This is a genomic window from Pseudomonas sp. BF-R-26, from assembly GCF_019947395.1.
In the GTDB taxonomy this organism is placed as follows: domain Bacteria; phylum Pseudomonadota; class Gammaproteobacteria; order Pseudomonadales; family Pseudomonadaceae; genus Aquipseudomonas; species Aquipseudomonas farris.
The window spans coordinates 41,488-60,470 of record NZ_JAGYGK010000018.1; the positions used below are offsets into that span (position 1 = coordinate 41,488).

The window sequence follows — 18,983 nt, forward strand, 5'->3', positions numbered from 1 at the left end:
CGTCCATCCACTTAGGGAGAATTCGCCATGCCCGCCTCATCCGCCGCGCAGAGCCAAGCCAGCGACAGCACAGCCCAGACCTTGTCCCTGCTCGATGAAATAATCGCCAAAGGCCGCATGGCCCATGACGACAGCCAGCAGGATTACGCCCGCGACATGCTCGCGGAATTCGCCACCCAGGTACTCGACGAAGGCATGGCCATCGACAAGGACACCGTGGCGATGATCAACGACCGCATCAGCCAGATCGACGAGCTGATCAGCGCTCAGCTCAATGAAGTGTTGCACCATCCAGACCTGCAAAAACTCGAAGCCTCCTGGCGTGGCCTGCACCTGTTGGTGAAGAACACCGAGACCAGCTCCCGGCTGAAACTGCGGTTGCTCAACGTGACCCAGAAAGAGCTGCAGAACGATCTGGAAAAAGCCGTCGAGTTCGACCAGAGCGCACTGTTCAAGAAGATCTACGAAGAGGAATACGGCACCTTCGGTGGCCATCCGTTCAGCCTGCTGGTGGGTGACTACACCTTCGGCCGGCACCCGCAGGACATCGGCCTGCTGGAGAAACTCTCGAACGTCGCCGCAGCCGCTCACGCGCCGTTCATTGCTGCCGCCAGCCCTCGGCTGTTCGACATGAACAGCTTCACCGAACTGGCCGTGCCGCGTGATCTGTCGAAAGTCTTCGAAAGCCAGGAGCTGATCAAGTGGCGCTCGTTCCGCGAAAGCGAAGATTCGCGCTACGTGTCGCTGGTGCTGCCGCACTTCCTGCTGCGTCTGCCCTACGGCCCTGACACGTCGCCGGTGGAAGGCATCAACTACGTCGAAGACGTCAACGGCAGCGACCACGGCAAATACCTGTGGGGCAATGCCGCGTGGGCCTTGTCGCAACGAATCACCGAAGCCTTCGCCAAGTACGGCTGGTGCGCGGCGATTCGTGGTGCCGAAGGCGGTGGTGCGGTAGAAGGTCTGCCGGCCCATACCTTCCGTACTACCTCTGGTGATCTGTCGCTCAAATGCCCGACCGAAGTGGCGATCACCGACCGGCGTGAGAAGGAACTCAACGACCTCGGTTTCATCGCCCTGTGCCACAAGAAAAACAGCGACGTGGCGGTGTTCTTCGGTGGCCAGACCACCAACAAGTCCAAGCTCTACAACACCAATGAGGCAAACGCCAACGCGCGGATCTCGGCGATGTTGCCGTACGTGCTCGCGGCCTCGCGTTTCGCGCACTACCTGAAGGTGATCATGCGCGACAAGGTCGGCAGTTTCATGACCCGCGACAACGTGCAGACCTACCTCAACAACTGGATCGCCGATTACGTGCTGATCAACGACAACGCGCCGCAAGAGATCAAGGCGCAGTACCCGTTGCGTGAAGCCCGGGTGGATGTGACCGAGGTCGCCGGCAAACCGGGTGCCTACAAAGCCACGGTGTTCCTGCGGCCACACTTCCAGCTTGAAGAGCTGACCGCGTCGATCCGCCTGGTCGCGACCCTGCCGCCACCGGTAGCCGCCTGACCTGCCTCCCGCCGGCCAACCCGGCGGGATTCCCCTGCTTATCTAGCACGATTACTTTCAGGAGTTTCATGCGATGGATGCAATCATTCTCGACCTCGGCGGCGACATCAAAGGCGATAGCCTGCTCGAGGGTTACAAGGACAAGATCGAAGTCATGTCCTACAGCCACAACGTGGCAATGCAGGTGACCAACGACGTCAGCAACTCGGAGCGGACTTCCGGCAAGCCACACATCGGCGAGTTCACCCTGACCAAATTCGTCGACAGCTCGACACCCTCTCTCAACGAGTATTGCTGCGCCGGCAAACCGATCCCCGAAGCCAAAATTACCATTGGCCGAAACGCCGCCGAAGGCAGCGGTCAGCTAATGCCATTCATCATCTACACCCTGACCAACGTCGTGCTGTCCAACGTCAGCGTCAGTGGCGGTACGGGTGGCAAACCGGTGGAAACCCTGTCGCTGAACTTCACCAAGATCAAGTGGGAACTCACCGCCCAGAAAGACGACGGCACCAAGGAAGGCACGGCCGCCTCGACCTGGGACATGGCCGCCAACAAGCTCGTCAAGTAAGCGGACGCGTCGGCCATGGCAGGCACCGGCATTCTCCCACCGTTGTTCGAGCGCCTCGCCGCAAGCGAGGTCGACACCGTGCAGGTGTTCGATCGCCAGGGGCTGCTCGACTCGGTGCACACGGAGTTGCTGCGCCTGTTCAACACCCGACGCGGCCAACGTCCACTGACCTCCCCACCGAGCATTCTCGACTACGGCATCGCTGACTGGACCGCCTTGCAACAGCAGCGCAGCGATGACCGTCGTCAATTGGCGCGGGAAGTCCGTGAGGCCATCACCCACTTCGAACCGCGCCTGCAATTGGGCGAGGTTCAGGTCAATCCGGTCCTCGGCCATCCGCAGCAACTGAGCATTCGGCTACTGGGCGAGTTGCGCAGCGGCCAGCAGCACTGGCCCGTGGCATTTGTCATCGAGAAGGTCAGCGATGGCCTTGAGGTGCGTCATGAGCGACTCGATTGACCCGCAACTGCTCGATTACTACCAGCGCGAATTGACCTGGCTGCGGCACGCCGGGAGCATTTTCGCCGAGCGTTATCCCAAGGTCGCCAGACGCCTGGAATTGTCCCCCGGTGAATGCCCCGACCCGCATGTCGAACGACTGCTCGAAGGTTTCGCCTTGCTCGCGGCACGCCTGCAACGGCGGCTCGATGACGACTACGCCGAATTCAGCGACGCCTTGCTCGAACAGCTTTACCCGTTGGCCATGCGACCGTTGCCGTCCTGCGCGATCGTGCAGTTCGAGCCGGATCCGAGCAAAGGCAACCTCGCCGGCGGATACCCGTTGCCCAGGGACACGCCGCTGTTCGTCACCACCAGCAAAGGCGAAAGCATCCATTTCCGCACCAGCGCCGCGGTTCGATTGTGGCCGGTGGAAATCAACGAAGCGCTGCTGCTGGGCAGCGACGAAGCACAGGCTCTGACCGGTGTTGCGCAAGCGCGCTCGGCCCTGCGCCTGAGCCTGCGTTGCCTCGGTGAAAGCCTGTGGCCGGAGTTGGCGATCAAACAGTTGCGCGTGCACCTGGCCGCCACCCCGGTGATCAACGCCTGCCTGTATGACCTGCTCGGCGCCCACGCCGTGAAGGTGCTGGCCGGCCCCGTCGGCAGCGTGCCGAAAGTGCTGGCGGGGCTGCCAGACATTGTCGGCTTCGCCAGCGACGAAGTGCTGTTGCCGGACGAGGACGGCGTGCATCCGGGCATGCGCCTGCTTGCCGAATACTTTGCCTTCCCGGACAAATTCAATTTCTTCGATATTCCGTTGGCCGGTGCCACCACCGACAGCCAGACGCTGTACCTGTACATCGTCTTCGACCGCGCCCCGGCCAACCGTCTACACCTTCAAGCCAGCGACTTTGCCTTGGGCTGTGCGCCGGTGATCAATCTGTTTCCGCGAACCTCGGAGCCCTTGCGCCCGGACGGCACCCGCAGCGAGTACCGCCTGGTCGCCGACAGCCACCGGGAAAACAGCGTCGAGATCCACAGCATCCGGGCGATGCGCGCCAGTTCCAGTCAGGGTGTGCTGCGCGTTCCCGCCTATTACGGCAGCCAGCATATCGGCGGTGAAAAGCAATGCTACTGGCACGCGCGACGGGTCAGCGGCATGACCCCGAATCGTCTGGGCACCGACCTGATGGTGAGCCTGGTGGACACCCGGCTCGACCCATTGTCCGAGGCCACCGAATACAGCCTCACTGCCGAACTGCTGTGCACCAACCGACACCTGGCCCAGAGCCTGCCCGCCGGGACACCACTGGGTTTCGAACGACCGGGGCCAGTGGCTTGGGCCCGCCTGCGCAACCCACCCAGCCCGCAGAGTTTGCCGCGACTGGATGGCGAATCCCGTTGGCGGCTGGTGTCGCAACTGACCCTCAATCATTTGTCGCTGGTCGAGGGGCCGCAGGCGCTGGATGCCCTCAAGGAAATCCTCCAGTTGCACAACCTGCGCGACGAGGCCAGCGCCCTGCGACAGATTGAAGGCTTGCTCGGCCTCGGTTGTGAGCGGGTGATAGCCCATGTCGGCGAAGATGCGTGGCGTGGCTGGCGCAATGGGCTGGAAGTTCAGCTGCAACTCGATCCGCAGCATTTTGTCGGCAGCAGCGCCGTGTTGTTTTCAGCGGTGCTGGCGCAGTTCTTTTCACTCTATGCCACGGCCAATCGCTTTGTGCGTACGGTCCTGGTCCAGTCAGACAAGGAGGTCAAGACATGGCAACCCCAAGCCGGCATGCCACTGTCCCTCTGAGCCTGAGTCAGAAGCTGCGGCGTGATCCACAGGCGTTCGAGTTATTGCAGGCGTTACTGCTGCTGGAACGTGAACACCCGCAAGCCGAATCCCTGGGCAGCGGCACCGCGCCTCAAGCGGAAGCCCTGCGCCTGCGCGGGCCGTTAACGCCGCTTTTTTCCGCCAGCGAGATCGAAAGCCTGACCCAGGAAGCGGGCCGGCAACCGACGCTCAGTACCCCGGTGTTTGGCCTCGGCGGGCCCGACGGCCCCCTGCCCTACGCCTATCAGGAATGGCTGCAGCAGCGGGCCCGCGCCAAGGATCATGCACCGGCCGAGTTCCTCGATCTGTTCCAGCATCGCTTGCTCAGCCTGCTGTACAAGGTGATGCGCAAACACCGGATTGCCGTCGGCTTCACGGCCCCCGGCGCGTCCCCGGTGCAGGCGCAACTGCGGGCGCTGACCGGGTTGTTGCCCAAAGCCTTGCAGGAACGTCAGGCCGTTCCCGATTCCGCCGTACTGGCGTGCAGCGCGCTGTTTGCCGACGGGCGTCGCTCCCTCGCCGGCTTCGCCGCGATCGTGCGCGAGCACTTCGAACTGCCGGTCGCACTCAGCGCCTATGAAGGTGCCTGGCGGGAAATCCCACCCGCCAGTCGCAGCCGCCTGCAACCAGGTGGGCGCAATCTGCAATTGGGCCGCAGCGCCGTGGCCGGCACCCGGGTCTGGGATGAACACGCCGGCATCCGCCTGACCCTCGGCCCGCTGACCTCGGCGCAGGCGGCGCGATTTCTGCCGGACGGCGAATCCCATCCGGCACTGGCCAGCCTCAGCGCTTTGTATTTCGGCCCCGATCTGGATTGCACACTGGTGCTGTTGGTGCGCGGTGCCAGCCCGATGAAACTCGGTCGCCAGGCCCCGCCCTTGCTCAGCTGGAACGGCGGCCTGCAACGCCAGACCAGCCTCTCCGTGCAACAGATCGAAACCCGCCTTCGTCAGCTGGAGATCACCTGAACATGGAACTGGCCAGCCTGATCGGACGCCTCAACCCGGACAACCGCCGCGCCCTCGAACGGGCCGCGCAACGCTGCCTGCAACGGGGTCATCATTACGTCGAAATCGAACACCTGCTGCTTGAGCTGCTGGACATCGAAGGCGGTGACTTCGCTTACTTGCTGCCGCGTTTTGGCCTGGAGCGCGATGCCCTGACGGCGGAAATCAACAAGGCCCTGGAACTGTTCAAATCCGGCAGCACCCGCACCCCGGCACTCTCGGCGCAAACCATCGGCCTGCTCGAAGACGCGGTGGTTCAGGCCAGTGTGCTCGGTCTCGACAGCATCCGTTCCGGCTTGCTGCTGCTGGCCTTGCTCGACCGCGATGAACGCCGCAGCCTGCTGCTCAATAGCGCCTCGTCGCTGTTGAAAATTCCGCGGGAAGCATTGCGCAGCAACCTGCTGGAGTGGACCGAAAACTCTCGCGAACACGTCGGCGGCACGCGGCCTGTCAATGCCGACAAGCCGCAGCCGAAACAGGATTCGGTGCTCGATCAGTTCACCCAAGACCTGACCGCCGACGCCCATGCCGGGCGCATCGACCCCATCGTCGGCCGAGACGGCGAGATTCGCCAGTGCATCGACATCCTGCTCAGACGTCGACAGAACAACCCGATCCTGGTCGGCGCGCCTGGCGTGGGCAAGACAGCAGTGGTCGAAGGCCTGGCCCTGCGCATTGCCGCCGGCGATGTACCGCCGTCGCTGCAGGAAGTCAGCCTGCGGGTACTCGACCTCGGTCTGTTGCAGGCCGGCGCCGGGGTCAAAGGCGAGTTCGAACAGCGGCTCAAAGGCGTGATTGATGCGGTACGCAGCGCCGACAAACCGATCATTCTATTCATCGACGAAGCCCACACGCTGATTGGCGCTGGCGGCGCGGAAGGCGGCAGCGACGCGGCCAACCTGCTCAAACCGGCGCTGGCCCGTGGCGAGTTGCGCACCCTCGCCGCAACGACCTGGCTTGAGTACAAAAAATACTTCGAGAAAGACCCGGCCCTCGCCCGCCGTTTTCAGTTGGTGCAAGTCGAGGAACCGGACGAAACCACTGCCGTGGAAATGCTCCGTGGCGTGGCCGCGAAACTGGAACAGCATCACGGCGTGCAGGTGCTGGACGCGGCGATCCACGAAGCGGTGAAACTGTCCCACCGCTACATCTCCGGGCGCCAGTTGCCGGACAAAGCCATCAGCGTGCTCGACACCGCTTGTGCCCGGGTCGCCCTCGGCCAACACGACGTGCCGCCACCGCTGGAAAGCCTGCGCCATCGCCAGCAAAGCCTCAAAGACGAAGTCGAACGCCTGCGTCGCGAACAGGCCACCGGGCTCGATCATCGTGAACGCATCACCCTGCTGGAAACCGAATCCGTCGGTAACGTGCAAGCCATTCGCGAACTGGAAATCCGCTGGAACGAAGAACGGATTGCCGTGTGCGAACTGCTGGAAACCCGCCGCGAGTTACTCACCTTGAGCGAGCGCGCCGACAACGACAAACCGGACGAAGCCACCGACAGCCGCATCGATCATCTGGCCGCCGAACTGGTACGACTCGAGGCCGGTCTGGACGCCATACGCCAAGACGATCCGTTGGTGCCGGAACAGGTCGACGCAAAAACCGTGGCCGCCGTGATCGCCGGCTGGACCGGCATTCCGGTGGGCAAAATGCTCGCCGACGAAGCCCACGCCGTGCGCACCCTCGGCCAGCGCATGGGCCAGCGGGTCATGGGCCAAAGCACCGCGCTGAACACCATCGCCCAACGCCTGCAAGCCTACCGCGCCGGCCTCACCGACCCACAGAAACCGGTCGGCGTATTCCTGCTGGTCGGCCCCACGGGCGTGGGCAAAACCGAAACCGCTTATGCGTTGGCCGACGCGCTCTACGGTGGCGAACGCAACCTGATCAGCATCAATCTTTCCGAATACCAAGAAGCCCACACCGTCAGCCAACTCAAAGGCGCCCCGCCAGGCTATGTCGGTTATGGCAGCGGTGGTGTGCTGACCGAAGCGGTGCGACGCAAACCTTATTCAGTAGTGCTGCTGGACGAAATCGAAAAGGCCCACCCGGATGTGCTCGAAGCCTTTTACAACGTCTTCGACAAAGGCGTCATGGAAGACGGCACCGGGTTGGTGGTGGATTTCAAAAACACTGTGATGTTGGCCACCAGCAATGTTGGGGCTGAATTGCTGCTCGACACACCGACCGCGCAACTGGGCACTGATGCGTTCAATGAAGCGCTGCATAAAGTGCTGCTGAAAGCCTTTCGACCGGCGTTTTTGGCGCGCATGACAGTGGTGGCGTATCGGCCGCTGGATGAGGTGACGCTGGAAGGGATTGTGTTGGCGAAGCTGGAGAAATTGCGCGGGCGGTATAAGGCCGCGACCGGGAAGCAGTTTGAATTTGATGCCGGGATTGTGCAGGCGGTGTTGGCCAAGTGCAGTGCGGCGGGTGCGAGGGATGTTGAAAACGTATTGATGACCCAGGTAACTGGGAAACTAGCGGAGTGGGTGTTGGAATAACTGGAGGAAAAGAGAATGCCAGCCTTTATGCTAAGTTCCGGGTACATAGGAACACAAACCGACTACACCCAGATCAGCCATTATTTTGCTGGGCTGACCTGGTCTCCCGAAATACTGACCGTCTATATAACAAACGGTTGGCACACCGGCTTTGAAAGCCGCTATCGGCAAACAGCATCAGGCGGACTTGAGACCTACCTCGCCGAAGTGACTTACTGTGGCTATCGCATAAACTCTGACAGCGCACCAAAAAACCACTTTTACATAAACTAAAAACTCACAGAGCACATCAACAACACAAAAGGATTCGAACATGCCTTGGGTACGATGCTCCAGATGCCACTCCTTCTGCATTTATTGAAACGGCGTTCAAAATTCCACTTTTAAACCGACTAATGACAGCAGACCTTTTCACATCTGATGTTGAACAAGCAGGAGTAACCCCACATGCTCGGTGCCAGTTCCAACTCAAGCCCCGCAGAAAATCCAGACAAAGCAGTAGAGTTCGAAACGTTGTTGAGTCGCGCCTACAGTGACGCCACCTTCCAGAAAATAAATGCCGTTCTGGATGATGAGACTTTGCTGGCCAACGACATTTGCACCGCCGTCATGCAAGGGGTCGTCAAACGGCTATGTGGCGTTGAGTACAGAACCAACACTAAATACTGCTCCGCCATCAATGAAAGCTCGGCAGACGGCTTGTACACCGTCGTATTGAATTTTGGACAAGACATCAACACCGACGGCCCGATGCAAGCCTGGGAGCACGGTCTGACCTTCCAAAAGGTCGGAAACGAAATGATCCTCTACCAAGGTTGGGTTAGTATTTTCAATCTGCGCCAATGGTTGACCGGAACCAGCATTGGCATCTGCTCCCCCATGCTGGGATATTCACCCGCCCGCTGTGTCGGAAATGACATCAATAACTTCATCAAAAAAATAGATAATCTGAAGATTAACCTCAGTGCCTCTACCAACGCGGAAGAGTTCGCAAAGATTTTGTGTGCGCCATTCATGACGTACGACATACGCGCCAAGGAGTGCAGTGTGGCCAGGCTTCTTTTTCACAATCGAGACCAATTCAAATGCCATTGGAAGTACTTCCACTTCCAGGGGGAGAAACCGGTCGAAAAAAAAAGCGCCTGCGTCATCATGTAACGGCGGGAGCACCGAAAGATGAGAATCGCCAGTTTCAACATCGAAAAAAATGGCAAATCTTCCACTCTGGATAAACAAACGCAGGTCGAGTTTTTTATCAGCAAGTGCTGTTCAAGCGATGACTGGAACGCGGATATTGTTTTTCTATGCGAAATACATTCAGCCCAGACAGACAACTACGCATCATACTTGGCCAGCGTCTATCCCCATTACCGCGTCTGCCCCTTCACCGGTGGCTACTCAAACGGCTACATCGTCATGGTCAAAAGTTTTGAAGCCTTGCAAGTGTGCAGTCAGGGCAGCCTGCATGGTTTGAATCGGGATCTGATTGCCGTCGAAGCTGCCGGTGTGAACGGCTACACCGGTTATGTATTTCTGGCGCATTTCAAATCAGGCCAGACCGGGCTGACCAAAAGCCAACTCAAATCCTGTACCGCCCTGGGTGGGAACTGGGTCGCCACGGGCGACCTGAATATGGAATATCAAAATGTCGGGCAACTCGATACAGCAGGGCTCGCATACGAATGCTGGGGAGGTCGACAGACCCAAAGCAAGGGCGGAATCCTGGACTGGGTGCTGGCTTCGGTTGATGTGCAAGTCGTCCCGGTTGACATCACCCACCTGGACACCGTGTTTGATATGAGCGGCCCCGATCATCGCCCCATTCTTTTTGATGTCAGAACCTGAAAAGAGGTCGCTTGATGCCCCGCACGACCGACAGCAACACCAGCCTCTCCCTCACCGCCTCGTCTCTGTCGGCGCTTTACCCTGAGTCGCTCTCCGGTGAAGAAGCGCTCAATGCACTGAGCTCGCAAACCCTCAACGGTCTCAACGACGGCGCCACTCTCACCCTGACCACGGCCGTCGCCACCCACCTCACCACCACCCTGCACAACGACGCCCTGACCCGTCCAATGGACGCCCTGGTCGCCGAAATCCGCCAACTCCCCGCCGACGCCACTGCCGAGCGCTATCAGCTTGTTCTAAAGCCATGGCTCTGGTGGCTGACTCTGGCCAGCAACAACCGCGTGTTCCAGAACCTCAGCACTTCAGACATCGTCACCACGATTTTCAAGGCCCACGGTTTTACCGATTTCCTGCTGAAGCTCAGCGGCACTTACACCCCACGCGAATACTGCGTGCAGTACGGCGAAACCGATTTCGCATTCGTTTCGCGGTTGTTGGAAGAAGAAGGCATTTTCTGGTTTTTCACCCACGAGGACGGCAAACACACGCTGGTGCTGGGTGACAGCAACGATGCGTTTGTGCCGATCCCCAATGGGCCGAAGGTCAGCTATCTCGGCCAGCAATTGGGCGAACGCGAACTGCACGGCATTCGCTCCGGGCAAGTCTGCGTGCAGGCGGTGGCCGGGGTGTATCAGGCGACGGATTACGAGTTCACCACCCCGACCACCTCGCTCTACAGCCAGGCCGAAGCAGTCGCCGGGCCGCGGTCGATGTACGAGCACCCGGGCAGCTACAACGCCAAAGCCCGCGGCGATGCATTGACTAAGCAGCGCGTCGATGGCTTGCGCAGTCAGGAGAAGCGTTTTGTCGGTGAAAGCGACTGCCGCTGGCTGGTGCCGGGGCACTGGTTCACTCTCACAGGGCACGATGATTCGACGTTGAATATCGATTGGGTAGTGACGGCGGTGACTCACGAAGCCAGCCATGACAGTTATCGCAATCGCTTCGAAGCCATCCCCAAGGCCACACCTTTTCGCCCGGCGAGAACCACACCGAAGCCGCGAATGCACACCCAGACCGCCATCGTCGTCGGCAAGTCGGGCGAAGAAATCTGGACCGACGAATACGGCCGGATCAAGTTGCAGTTCCCGTGGGATCGCGATGGCAAGAACGACGAAGCCAGCTCCTGCTGGGTGCGGGTGGTATTGCCCTGGAGCGGTAAGGGTTTCGGCATGCAGTTCGTACCGCGCATCGGCCAGGAAGTGATCGTGACGTTTATCGATGGCGATCCCGATCGACCGCTGGTGACGGGTTGCGTCTACAACGGTGACAACGCCCTGCCCTATGCGCTGCCAGCGAATCAGACCCAGTCCGGGATCAAGACCCAATCGTCCAAGGGCGGCGGCGGTTTCAACGAGCTGCGATTCGAGGACAAGAAGGACGCCGAAGAGGTGTTTCTCCAGGCGCAGAAAGATCTGAAGATCAACGTGCTCAACGACACCACCGCCACCGTCGGCCACGACGAAACCCTGACCGTACAGAACACCCGTACGCGCACGGTGAAGGAAGGCGACGAGACCGTGACCCTGGAGAAAGGCAAACGTAGCGTGACCATCCAGACTGGCAGTGACAATCTCGATGTGAAGGACAGTCGCACGGTGACCGTGGGTGCGGACCAGACCCACAGCACCGGTGGCAACTACACGCACAAGGTCACGGGGGATTACAGCCTGACGGTGGACGGCAATCTGACCATCAAGGTGACCGGTACCCTGACCCTGCAAAGTGGCGGCAGTTTCACGATCAAGAGTGGCGCGGATCTGGCGGCCGAGGCCAGCACCTCGATCAGCCAAAAGGCTGGTACGTCCCTGAGCAATCAGGCTGGTACCTCGTTGGAGAACAAGGCCGGCACGACAATGACCAACGATGCCGGGATCAGCCTGACCAACAAGGCTGCCGCTTCGCAGACCGTGGATGGCGGTGGCATGCTGACCATCAAGGGTGGTCTGGTGCAGGTCAACTGACAAGGAGAACCCATGGCCATCACGCCGCTGGACTTGCAGCAGAACGATAAACAGCTCAAAGGTCGCTTGCTCGATGGCCAGCTCGACGGTGCGCTGCACATCAAGGATGACGGGCGCGCGCAGGCTGATTTGCACTACAGCCAGGGCGAGCTGCAAGGCACTACCCTGCTCTACCACCCCAATGGCAAGGTCTCGGCGCAGCTGCCGTTTGTTCATGACAAGCTGCAAGGGATCGCCAGTTTCTATGCGCCGCAAGGCTGGCTACAGCGCAAGGCGACTTACCGCCGAGGGCTGCTGCATGGCGAGGCGTTCAATTACTTTCCCGACGGGCAACTGGCGGAGGCCGAGTTCTACCGCGATGGCGTGCGCGACGGGCGCTATCAGCGCTTTCACCCCAACGGTAAAGCTGCCGTCGAGGCTCGATATCTCAATGGTCAATTGCTCGAACCGGAACAGGGTTTTGCCAGCGATGGGCGACCGCTGGATGCAGAGGGTAAGCCGATTTCGAGGGTGCGCTGGTGGTTCAGGCGCTGGAGTGATCCTGCGCAAGCCTGAAGCTTTGTATTGGCTGAGACACCCCCATCGCGGGCAAGCCCGCTCCCACAGTGATCACTGTTGTTCACAAATACTGCATTCACAGAAGATCCCCTGTGGGAGCCGTAGTACACCAATACTGTGTTCAACCAAAATCCCCTGTGGGAGCGGGCTTGCCCGCGATGAGGCCCTCACATTCGACATCGATGTCGCCTGACACGCCGCCTTCGCGAGCAAGCCCGCTCCCACAGTTTGATCGTGTGCATTCAGGGAATCAGCATCTGCATTTGTCCCGGCATCACAATCTTGATGACTCCGGCCCAGTTACACATCAGGGTGCTGTTGGCATCGATGGCCGGCATGCCGCCCAGCAACAGGGTCGGCGCGCCGCCGGGGATCCAGGGGGTGGCGGTGGCCGGGATGCACGGCATGGGCGTCAGTACGCCAAGCGCGGCTGCGGTGGCGGCCGCGACCATTGGGTTGGCCATGCTCATGCACGTGCCGAACGGCATGACGTTCACCAGCGGAATGTGGTCCATGATGTTCGCCGCCGGCATGCCCCCGGTCAGCGTGCGGTTCACCGGCAGCACGTTGAGTACCGCCGGCGCCGCACCGAAACTGCATTGCAGGGTCGCGGTGGCGCAAACTTGCGGACAGCCCATGTCGAATCTCCTTCCTGGAAGCGGCGCTCCCCTGAAACCATAGTCCGCCGAGCCTGTTCGCGCACATCAGGAACGCTGATTATCCAGCAACACGCTAACCTATAAGACCGTGCCGCGCTTGTGGCCACCCCGGCGCACCATTAGATTAGCCAATGATGTCTGGCCTCCAAAATAAGCAGAAGGGATAAGCATGGCGCTTACTGACCAGTCCACCCGTATCCGCTCCGGCGAAGAACTCGATGCCAGCCTGATCGATCCATACCTTAAGGCGCACATTCCGGGCCTGAGCGGCTTGCCGAAAATCAGCCAGTTTCCGGGCGGTGCGTCGAACCTGACTTACCTGCTGGAATACCCCGAACAGGAATTCGTCCTGCGGCGACCACCGTTCGGTCACAAGGCCAAGTCCGCCCACGACATGGGCCGCGAATTCCGCATTCTCAATCAGCTGCGGGATGGCTTTCCCTATTGCCCCAAAGCCTACGTGCACTGCACCGACGAGTCAGTAATCGGCGCCGAGTTTTATGTGATGGAACGGGTCAAGGGGATCATCCTGCGCTCCGAACTGCCGCCGGAGCTGGGCCTTGATTCAGCGAAGACCGAAGCCCTGTGTAAAAGCTTCATCGACAAGTTCGTGGAACTGCACCAGGTCGACTACAAGGCCTATGGCCTGGGCGACCTCGGCAAACCCGAGGGTTATGTCGCGCGACAAATCAAAGGCTGGAGCGACCGCTACGAAAAAGCCCTGACCCCGGATGCGCCGAAGTGGGAAGCGGTGAAGGCCTGGCTCAACGACAAGATGCCGGCCGATCACCCGACGTCGAGCATCGTCCATAACGATTACCGCTTCGACAACGTGATCCTCGACCCCGAGAACCCGATGCAGATCATCGGCGTGCTGGACTGGGAACTGACCACCCTCGGCGACCCGCTGATGGACCTGGGCAACACCCTCGCCTATTGGATCGAGGCCGACGACCCGGCGCCGGTGCAATTGATGCGCCGCCAGCCAAGCCACGCTCCCGGCATGCTGACCCGCCGTGAGTTCGTCGATTACTACGCCGAGCGCGCCGGCATCCAGATCGACAATTTCGACTTCTACTACACCTACGGCCTATTCCGTCTGGCCGGAATCGTGCAGCAGATCTACTACCGCTTCTTCCATGGTCAGACCCAGGACAAACGCTTCGCGCAGTTCATTCACATGAACAAACTGCTGGAGCAGATGAGCCTGCAAGTCATCTCGAAATCCAGCCTCTGATCACGGCCGCTGATCGGGCCCAAAAACAAGGAAAAATCATGTCCAAGACTCAGTTGTTCGACCTCGACGGCAAGATCGCTTTCGTCTCCGGCGCCAGCCGCGGCATCGGTGAAGCCATCGCCAAACTGCTGGCGCAGCAAGGTGCCCACGTCATCGTTTCGAGCCGCAAGCTCGATGGCTGCCAGCACGTCGCCGATGCAATCATCGCCGCCGGCGGCAAGGCTACCGCCGTCGCCTGCCACATCGGCGAAATGGAGCAGATCACCCAAGTCTTCGCCGGCATCCGCGAACAGTTCGGGCGCCTGGACATTCTGGTCAACAACGCGGCGACCAACCCACAGTTCTGCAACGTACTGGACACCGACCTCAGCGCCTTCCAGAAAACCGTCGACGTGAACATTCGCGGCTACTTCTTCATGTCGGTGGAAGCCGGCAAGCTGATGCGCGAACACGGCGGCGGCAGCATCATCAACGTCGCCTCGATCAATGGCATCTCGCCGGGGATCTTCCAGGGCATCTACTCGGTGACCAAGGCAGCGGTGATCAACATGACCAAAGTCTTCGCCAAGGAATGCGCGCAATTCGGCATCCGCTGCAACGCCCTGCTGCCGGGTCTGACCGACACCAAGTTTGCTTCGGCGCTGGTCAAGAACGACGCCATATTGCAAACGGCGCTGCAGCAGATTCCGCTCAAGCGTGTGGCGGACCCGAGTGAAATGGCCGGTGCGGTGTTGTATCTGGCGAGTGATGCGTCGAGCTACACGACTGGGGTTTCGTTGAATGTGGATGGTGGGTTTCTGTCCTGATTTGGTTCTGCGAATAGACCGAAGGCAGCCCGAAGGCTGCCTTTTTTGTTACCCAAGTGTGCACACCATTCCCCTGTAGGAGCTGCCGAAGGCTGCGATCTTTTGATCTTGTTTTTAAAAGCTAAATCAAGATCAAAAGATCGCAGCCTTCGGCAGCTCCTACAGGGGGATCGACGCTTCTATCAGATTCAGCGCGAGAATATTTATTCCATAGCTTGAATAATGGGAATATTTATTCCATAAATAGCCCTCCTGAAAATAAAAATCCAAAGGACCCCGGCTATGCGCGAACTCGGTATCGGACTCATCGGCACAGGTTTCATGGGCCGCGCCCACGCCTTGGCCTTTCGCAACGTCAGCGCCGTTTTTGAATTGCCGCTGAAGCTCAAGCTCGCCGCCCTCGCCGACGCCGATCCGCAGCGTGCCCGACATTGCGCCGACGCCTGGGGCTTCGATTCGGCTCACAGCGACTGGCAACAGCTGATCAATGACCCCAAGGTCAACCTGATCGCCATCACTACCCCTAATCATCTGCACTACCCCATGGCCATGGCCGCCCTCGCCGCCGGCAAACCGGTGTACTGCGAGAAGCCGCTGGCCGTTAACCTCGAACAGGCCAGTGCCATGCGCCTGGCTGCAAAAGCTGCGGGCGTGGTGACGCGGGTCGGTTACAACTATCAACACAACCCGATCATCGGCCTGGCACACGATCTGATTCAAAGCGGAGCGTTGGGACAGATCATCGGTTTCCAGGGCGAATTCAGCGAAGACTTCATGGCCGACCCCGTTTCACCTTGGTCCTGGCGCTGCGACGCAGATTACGCTGGTGGTGCCTTGGCGGACCTGGGCAGTCATTTACTGGCCATGGCTCGTCATCTGCTGGGCGATATCGAGGCGGTGTGCGCGGACACCCAGACCGTACATGCGCAACGCCCCGTAACGTTAGGTAGTCAGGAACGGCGCGAGGTCGCGGTCGACGATCAGGTCCACGCGTTGCTGCGGTTCGCCAACGGCGCGCGCGGGACGTTCAGCAGCAGCTGGCTCAAACACGGTTACAAGAATCACCTGAGTTTTGAAATCAGCGGCACCCTAGGCACCCTGGCGTTCGATCAGGAACGCTTGAATGAACTGCGGATGTATCGCGCAGGGCAAGGCGGTTTCCAACGGCTGTTGGCCGGACCGGATTTACCGGGTTATGCCGCTTTCAGCCCGGCACCGGGGCATCAGTTGGGTTACAACGAACTCAAGACCCTTGAAGTGCACGAGTTGGTGTTGGCGCTGGCCGGCCTCGGTCAGGACGGGACGGATTTCGAGCAGGCATGGGAAGTCGAGCGCCTGGCGACGGCGATCCGTTTGGCGGCACAAGAGTCGCGATGGGTCAGGATCGAGGAAGTCTGACCCGCCACTCAGGCCACACCCGCCAGTCGCGCAGAAGGCAACTGGCGGTACACGCCATTGCTTACTGAGTGACGCAACGGGTCAAGGTGGTGGTCCGGGTCACCTGCCCTTCAGCCCTCACATCACCCTGCACATCGGTGTTTTCGGAAGTCTGACAGGTACGAACCGGTGGCGGTGGCGGCGCAGCGGGTGGCGGAGGCGGCGGACTGGCGCAACCACCCAGAATCGCCGCGCAGAGTACGAGCGACAGTGGCGAAAAAATACGTATCCCAAAACTGTTCATAGGCTGACCCGCGGTAAGTAATCGACATTTTCCGCGACAAAAAAAACACACCGCACACCCGCGGCCCCGTCACAGAAAAGAAATACCTCGCATTCCTTATAGCCCAGCCACCCGCCAATGCCAGAAAAACAGCGGGCGGAACCATAAGCAGCCATTACCGCAGAAATGGATATGTACACCACCGAAAATCCCGGTTGCCTGACAAATAGCCATCGCGAGCAGGCTCGCTCCCACAGTTTGAAGGGTGTACATCAGCGGGAAATTTATAGGCTATAAGGTCGTCTTCGCGAGCAAGCCCGCTCCCACAATGGATCGGGGTACATCTGCGGGAGAAAAGCCAGCACCTATAAAGCGCTGGACCGATGCAAGCCAATGCTCTCAAGCTCATATCGCAACTCTTCAATCAACGCCGCCATTGCCTCTGGCGTCCTGAGCATCGCCATGCTCAACCCACTGACCACCAGATCCACCTGCCCCGTCACCGGGTGATAAAGCTTCACCGTCAACGAATTATCCCCCGTGAGCGCACACTCACAGGCCAACGGCGAAAAATTCCGCTCTAGTTGTGTACGCAATTGCGTCAGGTAAATCATCCCGATTCACCTTGGCGAGGGCAAAAAATCGACCGCATTCCTGATTTGTTCGCACTCATGTGGCTGTTCCTTTAGCTGCATCGAAGAGACCGCGATACCGGCTCAAAGCCACGTATCGCACCCTCACAGCCTAGAAAAACCAGCCCCTGAGCAAAACACGAAATTGCACTACCCTACCTAGTGCATTTGCATCTTAACGTTGCCCCTTGGGCCGCCTCTCGCTGGAGAACAGACCCCGCTCGCGAGCCCATACAATCGCCTCGCTGCGGCTGTGCACGTCGAGCTTGGAATACACCGTCGAGACATGATTACGTACGGTATTAGGCGCCAGTTTCAGGCGCGCGGCGATTTCCTTGTCCGCGAGGCCCTCACAAATCAGACCGAGCACATCGCGCTCCCGGGCGGTCAGTTCGGTAAACGACACACTGGGCAATTGCGGCGAGTTGACGTTCTTCACATTGGCCAGTTTCTCGATCAGCGTGCGGCTGAACCAGGAGGCATCTTTCATCACCTCTTCAATCGCCGACACCAACTCCAGCTCGGTGCGTTTGCGCTCCGTGATGTCCATAAACACCAGCAGGTAGCAAGTACCATCCTGAATGTTCACGGTGTCCGCCGAGACGGCGCAATCGATCAGCCCGGCATCCTTGCGACGCACCCTGACATCGACCCGATCCACACTCCCGGTTTTCTCCAGGGCCGCAAACAGTCGTGTGCGAGTGCCCGCCTCCTCGATGAAACCGAGTTGCGCCACAGTCTTGCCGAGCACCTCTTCACTGGGGCACGCGAGGGTATCGAGAAAGGCTTCGTTGACGTCCATCACCACTTGATCGTCGGCGCTGCACACCAGGATCGGCACCGGGGTGAGGCGAAAGGCTTTGGCGAATCGTTCCTCGCTCTGGCGCAGGGCAATTTCGGCCTTGTGCCGCAGCTCCATGTCGACGAAGGAAAACAGCATGCAAGCTTCGTCGTTGAGCTCCAGCGGTTGCCCGGCAACGATCACCTGTTTGCTGCCACCGTCGGGCAATTGCAGTTCGGCCTGCATCTGCGGAATGGTTGCCCCGTCACGCAAACGCTGCTTGGCCAGGTCCTTGTTTTCGGCGCGCTCCAGCACATCCAGCTCATAGGTCGAGGCGCCGATCACCTGATCACGGGCATAGCCGGTCATTTCCAGGAAGCCCTGATTGACTTTGATGAAGCGCAAATCACTGAGGCGACAGATCACCGCCGGGGCCGGGTTGGCATTGAAGGTCTTTTCGAAACGCTGCTCGGCGCTGGCCCATTCGGTGACGTCGTTCATGATCAGCACCAACGACTCCGGCTCGCCGGCGTGGTCGGCCAGCACCATGCTGCGCACGCTGTGAACCCAGGTGCGCTCTTCGTTTTCGACTGGCGTCAATTCAACCAGCACATCACTGAACATCTCGCCCCGGGCAACACGGCTGATCGGATAATTCTCCGTCGCTACCGGGTGATTGTTGCGATAGCGCAAGGCAAATCGCTTCGCGTACTCCTTGGCATTAGCCCCCAGCTCACCAATCCGACTGACACCGTGCATAGTCAGCGCGGCGTCATTGGCCCAGAGGATCGTCTGGTCGAGCTCCAGCAAAATCACCCCATCGGACAGCCCGGCGATGATCTGCTGCAACTGGCGGCGATTGGTTTCGGTGGTCAGGACGTCCTGGCTCATTGGATCTCCACGATTGCGGCGGCGTAGTTACGC

The 18,983-nt window shown here is 59.8% G+C and carries 17 protein-coding genes; 14 read left to right on the top strand and 3 right to left on the bottom strand.

Annotation, left to right across the window (positions count from 1 at the left end; all coding sequences use genetic code 11):
* Positions 1-27 precede the first annotated feature (27 nt).
* The 11 genes from tssC to KGB18_RS24630 all read left to right on the top strand — a co-directional run bounded on the left by tssC (position 28) and on the right by KGB18_RS24630 (position 12,281).
* Entirely contained in the window at positions 28-1,515 is a 1,488-nt protein-coding gene (gene tssC, locus KGB18_RS24580) for a type VI secretion system contractile sheath large subunit (RefSeq protein WP_008067879.1), read from the top strand.
* A gap of 73 nt (positions 1,516-1,588) precedes the next feature.
* Positions 1,589-2,086 carry an Hcp family type VI secretion system effector gene (locus KGB18_RS24585; protein ID WP_007906301.1) on the top strand — a complete coding sequence of 166 codons (498 nt, stop codon included), beginning with the start codon at positions 1,589-1,591 and terminating at the stop codon, positions 2,084-2,086.
* Between the two features lie 15 nt (positions 2,087-2,101).
* Positions 2,102-2,545, top strand: coding sequence for a type VI secretion system baseplate subunit TssE (tssE, locus tag KGB18_RS24590; protein WP_223570632.1), 444 nt, complete (start codon positions 2,102-2,104; stop codon positions 2,543-2,545).
* Positions 2,529-4,322 (top strand): type VI secretion system baseplate subunit TssF, encoded by a 1,794-nt coding sequence (gene tssF / locus KGB18_RS24595; protein WP_223570633.1) that lies wholly within the window; start codon positions 2,529-2,531, stop codon positions 4,320-4,322. Before tssE ends, tssF begins: the two co-directional genes overlap by 17 nt.
* The gene (gene tssG / locus KGB18_RS24600) at positions 4,286-5,311 is read left to right on the top strand and encodes a type VI secretion system baseplate subunit TssG (RefSeq protein ID WP_123720461.1); all 1,026 of its coding nucleotides are present in this window, start codon (positions 4,286-4,288) and stop codon (positions 5,309-5,311) included. Before tssF ends, tssG begins: the two co-directional genes overlap by 37 nt.
* A 2-nt stretch (positions 5,312-5,313) precedes the next feature.
* Positions 5,314-7,857, top strand: coding sequence for a type VI secretion system ATPase TssH (gene tssH, locus KGB18_RS24605; protein ID WP_123720460.1), 2,544 nt, complete (start codon positions 5,314-5,316; stop codon positions 7,855-7,857).
* 15 nt (positions 7,858-7,872) lie between these two features.
* Positions 7,873-8,130, top strand: coding sequence for a hypothetical protein (locus tag KGB18_RS24610; protein WP_223570634.1), 258 nt, complete (start codon positions 7,873-7,875; stop codon positions 8,128-8,130).
* 174 nt (positions 8,131-8,304) lie between these two features.
* Complete coding sequence (locus KGB18_RS24615) at positions 8,305-9,015, top strand: hypothetical protein (RefSeq protein WP_223570635.1); 711 nt, start codon at positions 8,305-8,307, stop codon at positions 9,013-9,015.
* An 18-nt stretch (positions 9,016-9,033) separates the two neighbouring features.
* Positions 9,034-9,702: an endonuclease/exonuclease/phosphatase family protein gene (locus KGB18_RS24620; protein WP_008067887.1), complete on the top strand. Its 669-nt coding sequence runs from the start codon at positions 9,034-9,036 to the stop codon at positions 9,700-9,702.
* Positions 9,703-9,716: 14 nt separating this feature from the next.
* Entirely contained in the window at positions 9,717-11,726 is a 2,010-nt protein-coding gene (gene tssI, locus KGB18_RS24625) for a type VI secretion system tip protein VgrG (protein ID WP_223570636.1), read from the top strand.
* Between the two features lie 12 nt (positions 11,727-11,738).
* Entirely contained in the window at positions 11,739-12,281 is a 543-nt protein-coding gene (locus tag KGB18_RS24630) for a toxin-antitoxin system YwqK family antitoxin (RefSeq protein ID WP_123720456.1), read from the top strand.
* Between the two features lie 245 nt (positions 12,282-12,526).
* On the opposite strand, the gene KGB18_RS24635 is transcribed toward KGB18_RS24630, so the two are convergent.
* Positions 12,527-12,922: a DUF4280 domain-containing protein gene (locus KGB18_RS24635; protein ID WP_007899527.1), complete on the bottom strand. Its 396-nt coding sequence runs from the start codon at positions 12,920-12,922 to the stop codon at positions 12,527-12,529.
* 190 nt (positions 12,923-13,112) lie between these two features.
* Here KGB18_RS24635 and KGB18_RS24640 point away from each other — a divergent pair, with 190 nt between their 5' ends.
* From KGB18_RS24640 to KGB18_RS24650, 3 genes are all read left to right on the top strand, one after another.
* Positions 13,113-14,180: a phosphotransferase family protein gene (locus KGB18_RS24640; protein WP_123720455.1), complete on the top strand. Its 1,068-nt coding sequence runs from the start codon at positions 13,113-13,115 to the stop codon at positions 14,178-14,180.
* 38 nt (positions 14,181-14,218) lie between these two features.
* Positions 14,219-14,986, top strand: a complete 768-nt coding sequence (locus tag KGB18_RS24645) for an SDR family oxidoreductase (RefSeq protein WP_201060268.1) — start codon at positions 14,219-14,221, stop codon at positions 14,984-14,986.
* 282 nt (positions 14,987-15,268) lie between these two features.
* Complete coding sequence (locus KGB18_RS24650; RefSeq protein ID WP_223570637.1) at positions 15,269-16,384, top strand: Gfo/Idh/MocA family protein; 1,116 nt, start codon at positions 15,269-15,271, stop codon at positions 16,382-16,384.
* A 627-nt stretch (positions 16,385-17,011) separates the two neighbouring features.
* On the opposite strand, the gene KGB18_RS24655 is transcribed toward KGB18_RS24650, so the two are convergent.
* Together KGB18_RS24655 and KGB18_RS24660 are read right to left on the bottom strand one after the other, a co-directional pair.
* The gene (locus KGB18_RS24655; protein ID WP_223570638.1) at positions 17,012-17,260 is read right to left on the bottom strand and encodes a DUF1652 domain-containing protein; all 249 of its coding nucleotides are present in this window, start codon (positions 17,258-17,260) and stop codon (positions 17,012-17,014) included.
* Positions 17,261-17,453: 193 nt separating this feature from the next.
* Entirely contained in the window at positions 17,454-18,950 is a 1,497-nt protein-coding gene (locus KGB18_RS24660; protein ID WP_223570639.1) for a helix-turn-helix transcriptional regulator, read from the bottom strand.
* Between the last annotated feature and the right edge of the window lie 33 nt (positions 18,951-18,983).

Excerpts from the sequence above, each read along its gene's own strand:
- tssG (WP_123720461.1), top strand. The coding sequence starts at position 4,286 with ATGGCAACCCCAAGCCGGCATGCCACTGTCCCTCTGAGCCTGAGTCAG.
- KGB18_RS24660 (WP_223570639.1), bottom strand. The coding sequence starts at position 18,950 with ATGAGCCAGGACGTCCTGACCACCGAAACCAATCGCCGCCAGTTGCAG.
- KGB18_RS24630 (WP_123720456.1), top strand. The coding sequence starts at position 11,739 with ATGGCCATCACGCCGCTGGACTTGCAGCAGAACGATAAACAGCTCAAA.
- tssC (WP_008067879.1), top strand. The coding sequence starts at position 28 with ATGCCCGCCTCATCCGCCGCGCAGAGCCAAGCCAGCGACAGCACAGCC.
- KGB18_RS24585 (WP_007906301.1), top strand. The coding sequence starts at position 1,589 with ATGGATGCAATCATTCTCGACCTCGGCGGCGACATCAAAGGCGATAGC.
- KGB18_RS24655 (WP_223570638.1), bottom strand. The coding sequence starts at position 17,260 with ATGATTTACCTGACGCAATTGCGTACACAACTAGAGCGGAATTTTTCG.
- KGB18_RS24640 (WP_123720455.1), top strand. The coding sequence starts at position 13,113 with ATGGCGCTTACTGACCAGTCCACCCGTATCCGCTCCGGCGAAGAACTC.
- tssF (WP_223570633.1), top strand. The coding sequence starts at position 2,529 with ATGAGCGACTCGATTGACCCGCAACTGCTCGATTACTACCAGCGCGAA.
- tssE (WP_223570632.1), top strand. The coding sequence starts at position 2,102 with ATGGCAGGCACCGGCATTCTCCCACCGTTGTTCGAGCGCCTCGCCGCA.
- tssI (WP_223570636.1), top strand. The coding sequence starts at position 9,717 with ATGCCCCGCACGACCGACAGCAACACCAGCCTCTCCCTCACCGCCTCG.
- tssH (WP_123720460.1), top strand. The coding sequence starts at position 5,314 with ATGGAACTGGCCAGCCTGATCGGACGCCTCAACCCGGACAACCGCCGC.
- KGB18_RS24610 (WP_223570634.1), top strand. The coding sequence starts at position 7,873 with ATGCCAGCCTTTATGCTAAGTTCCGGGTACATAGGAACACAAACCGAC.
- KGB18_RS24635 (WP_007899527.1), bottom strand. The coding sequence starts at position 12,922 with ATGGGCTGTCCGCAAGTTTGCGCCACCGCGACCCTGCAATGCAGTTTC.
- KGB18_RS24620 (WP_008067887.1), top strand. The coding sequence starts at position 9,034 with ATGAGAATCGCCAGTTTCAACATCGAAAAAAATGGCAAATCTTCCACT.
- KGB18_RS24645 (WP_201060268.1), top strand. The coding sequence starts at position 14,219 with ATGTCCAAGACTCAGTTGTTCGACCTCGACGGCAAGATCGCTTTCGTC.
- KGB18_RS24650 (WP_223570637.1), top strand. The coding sequence starts at position 15,269 with ATGCGCGAACTCGGTATCGGACTCATCGGCACAGGTTTCATGGGCCGC.
- KGB18_RS24615 (WP_223570635.1), top strand. The coding sequence starts at position 8,305 with ATGCTCGGTGCCAGTTCCAACTCAAGCCCCGCAGAAAATCCAGACAAA.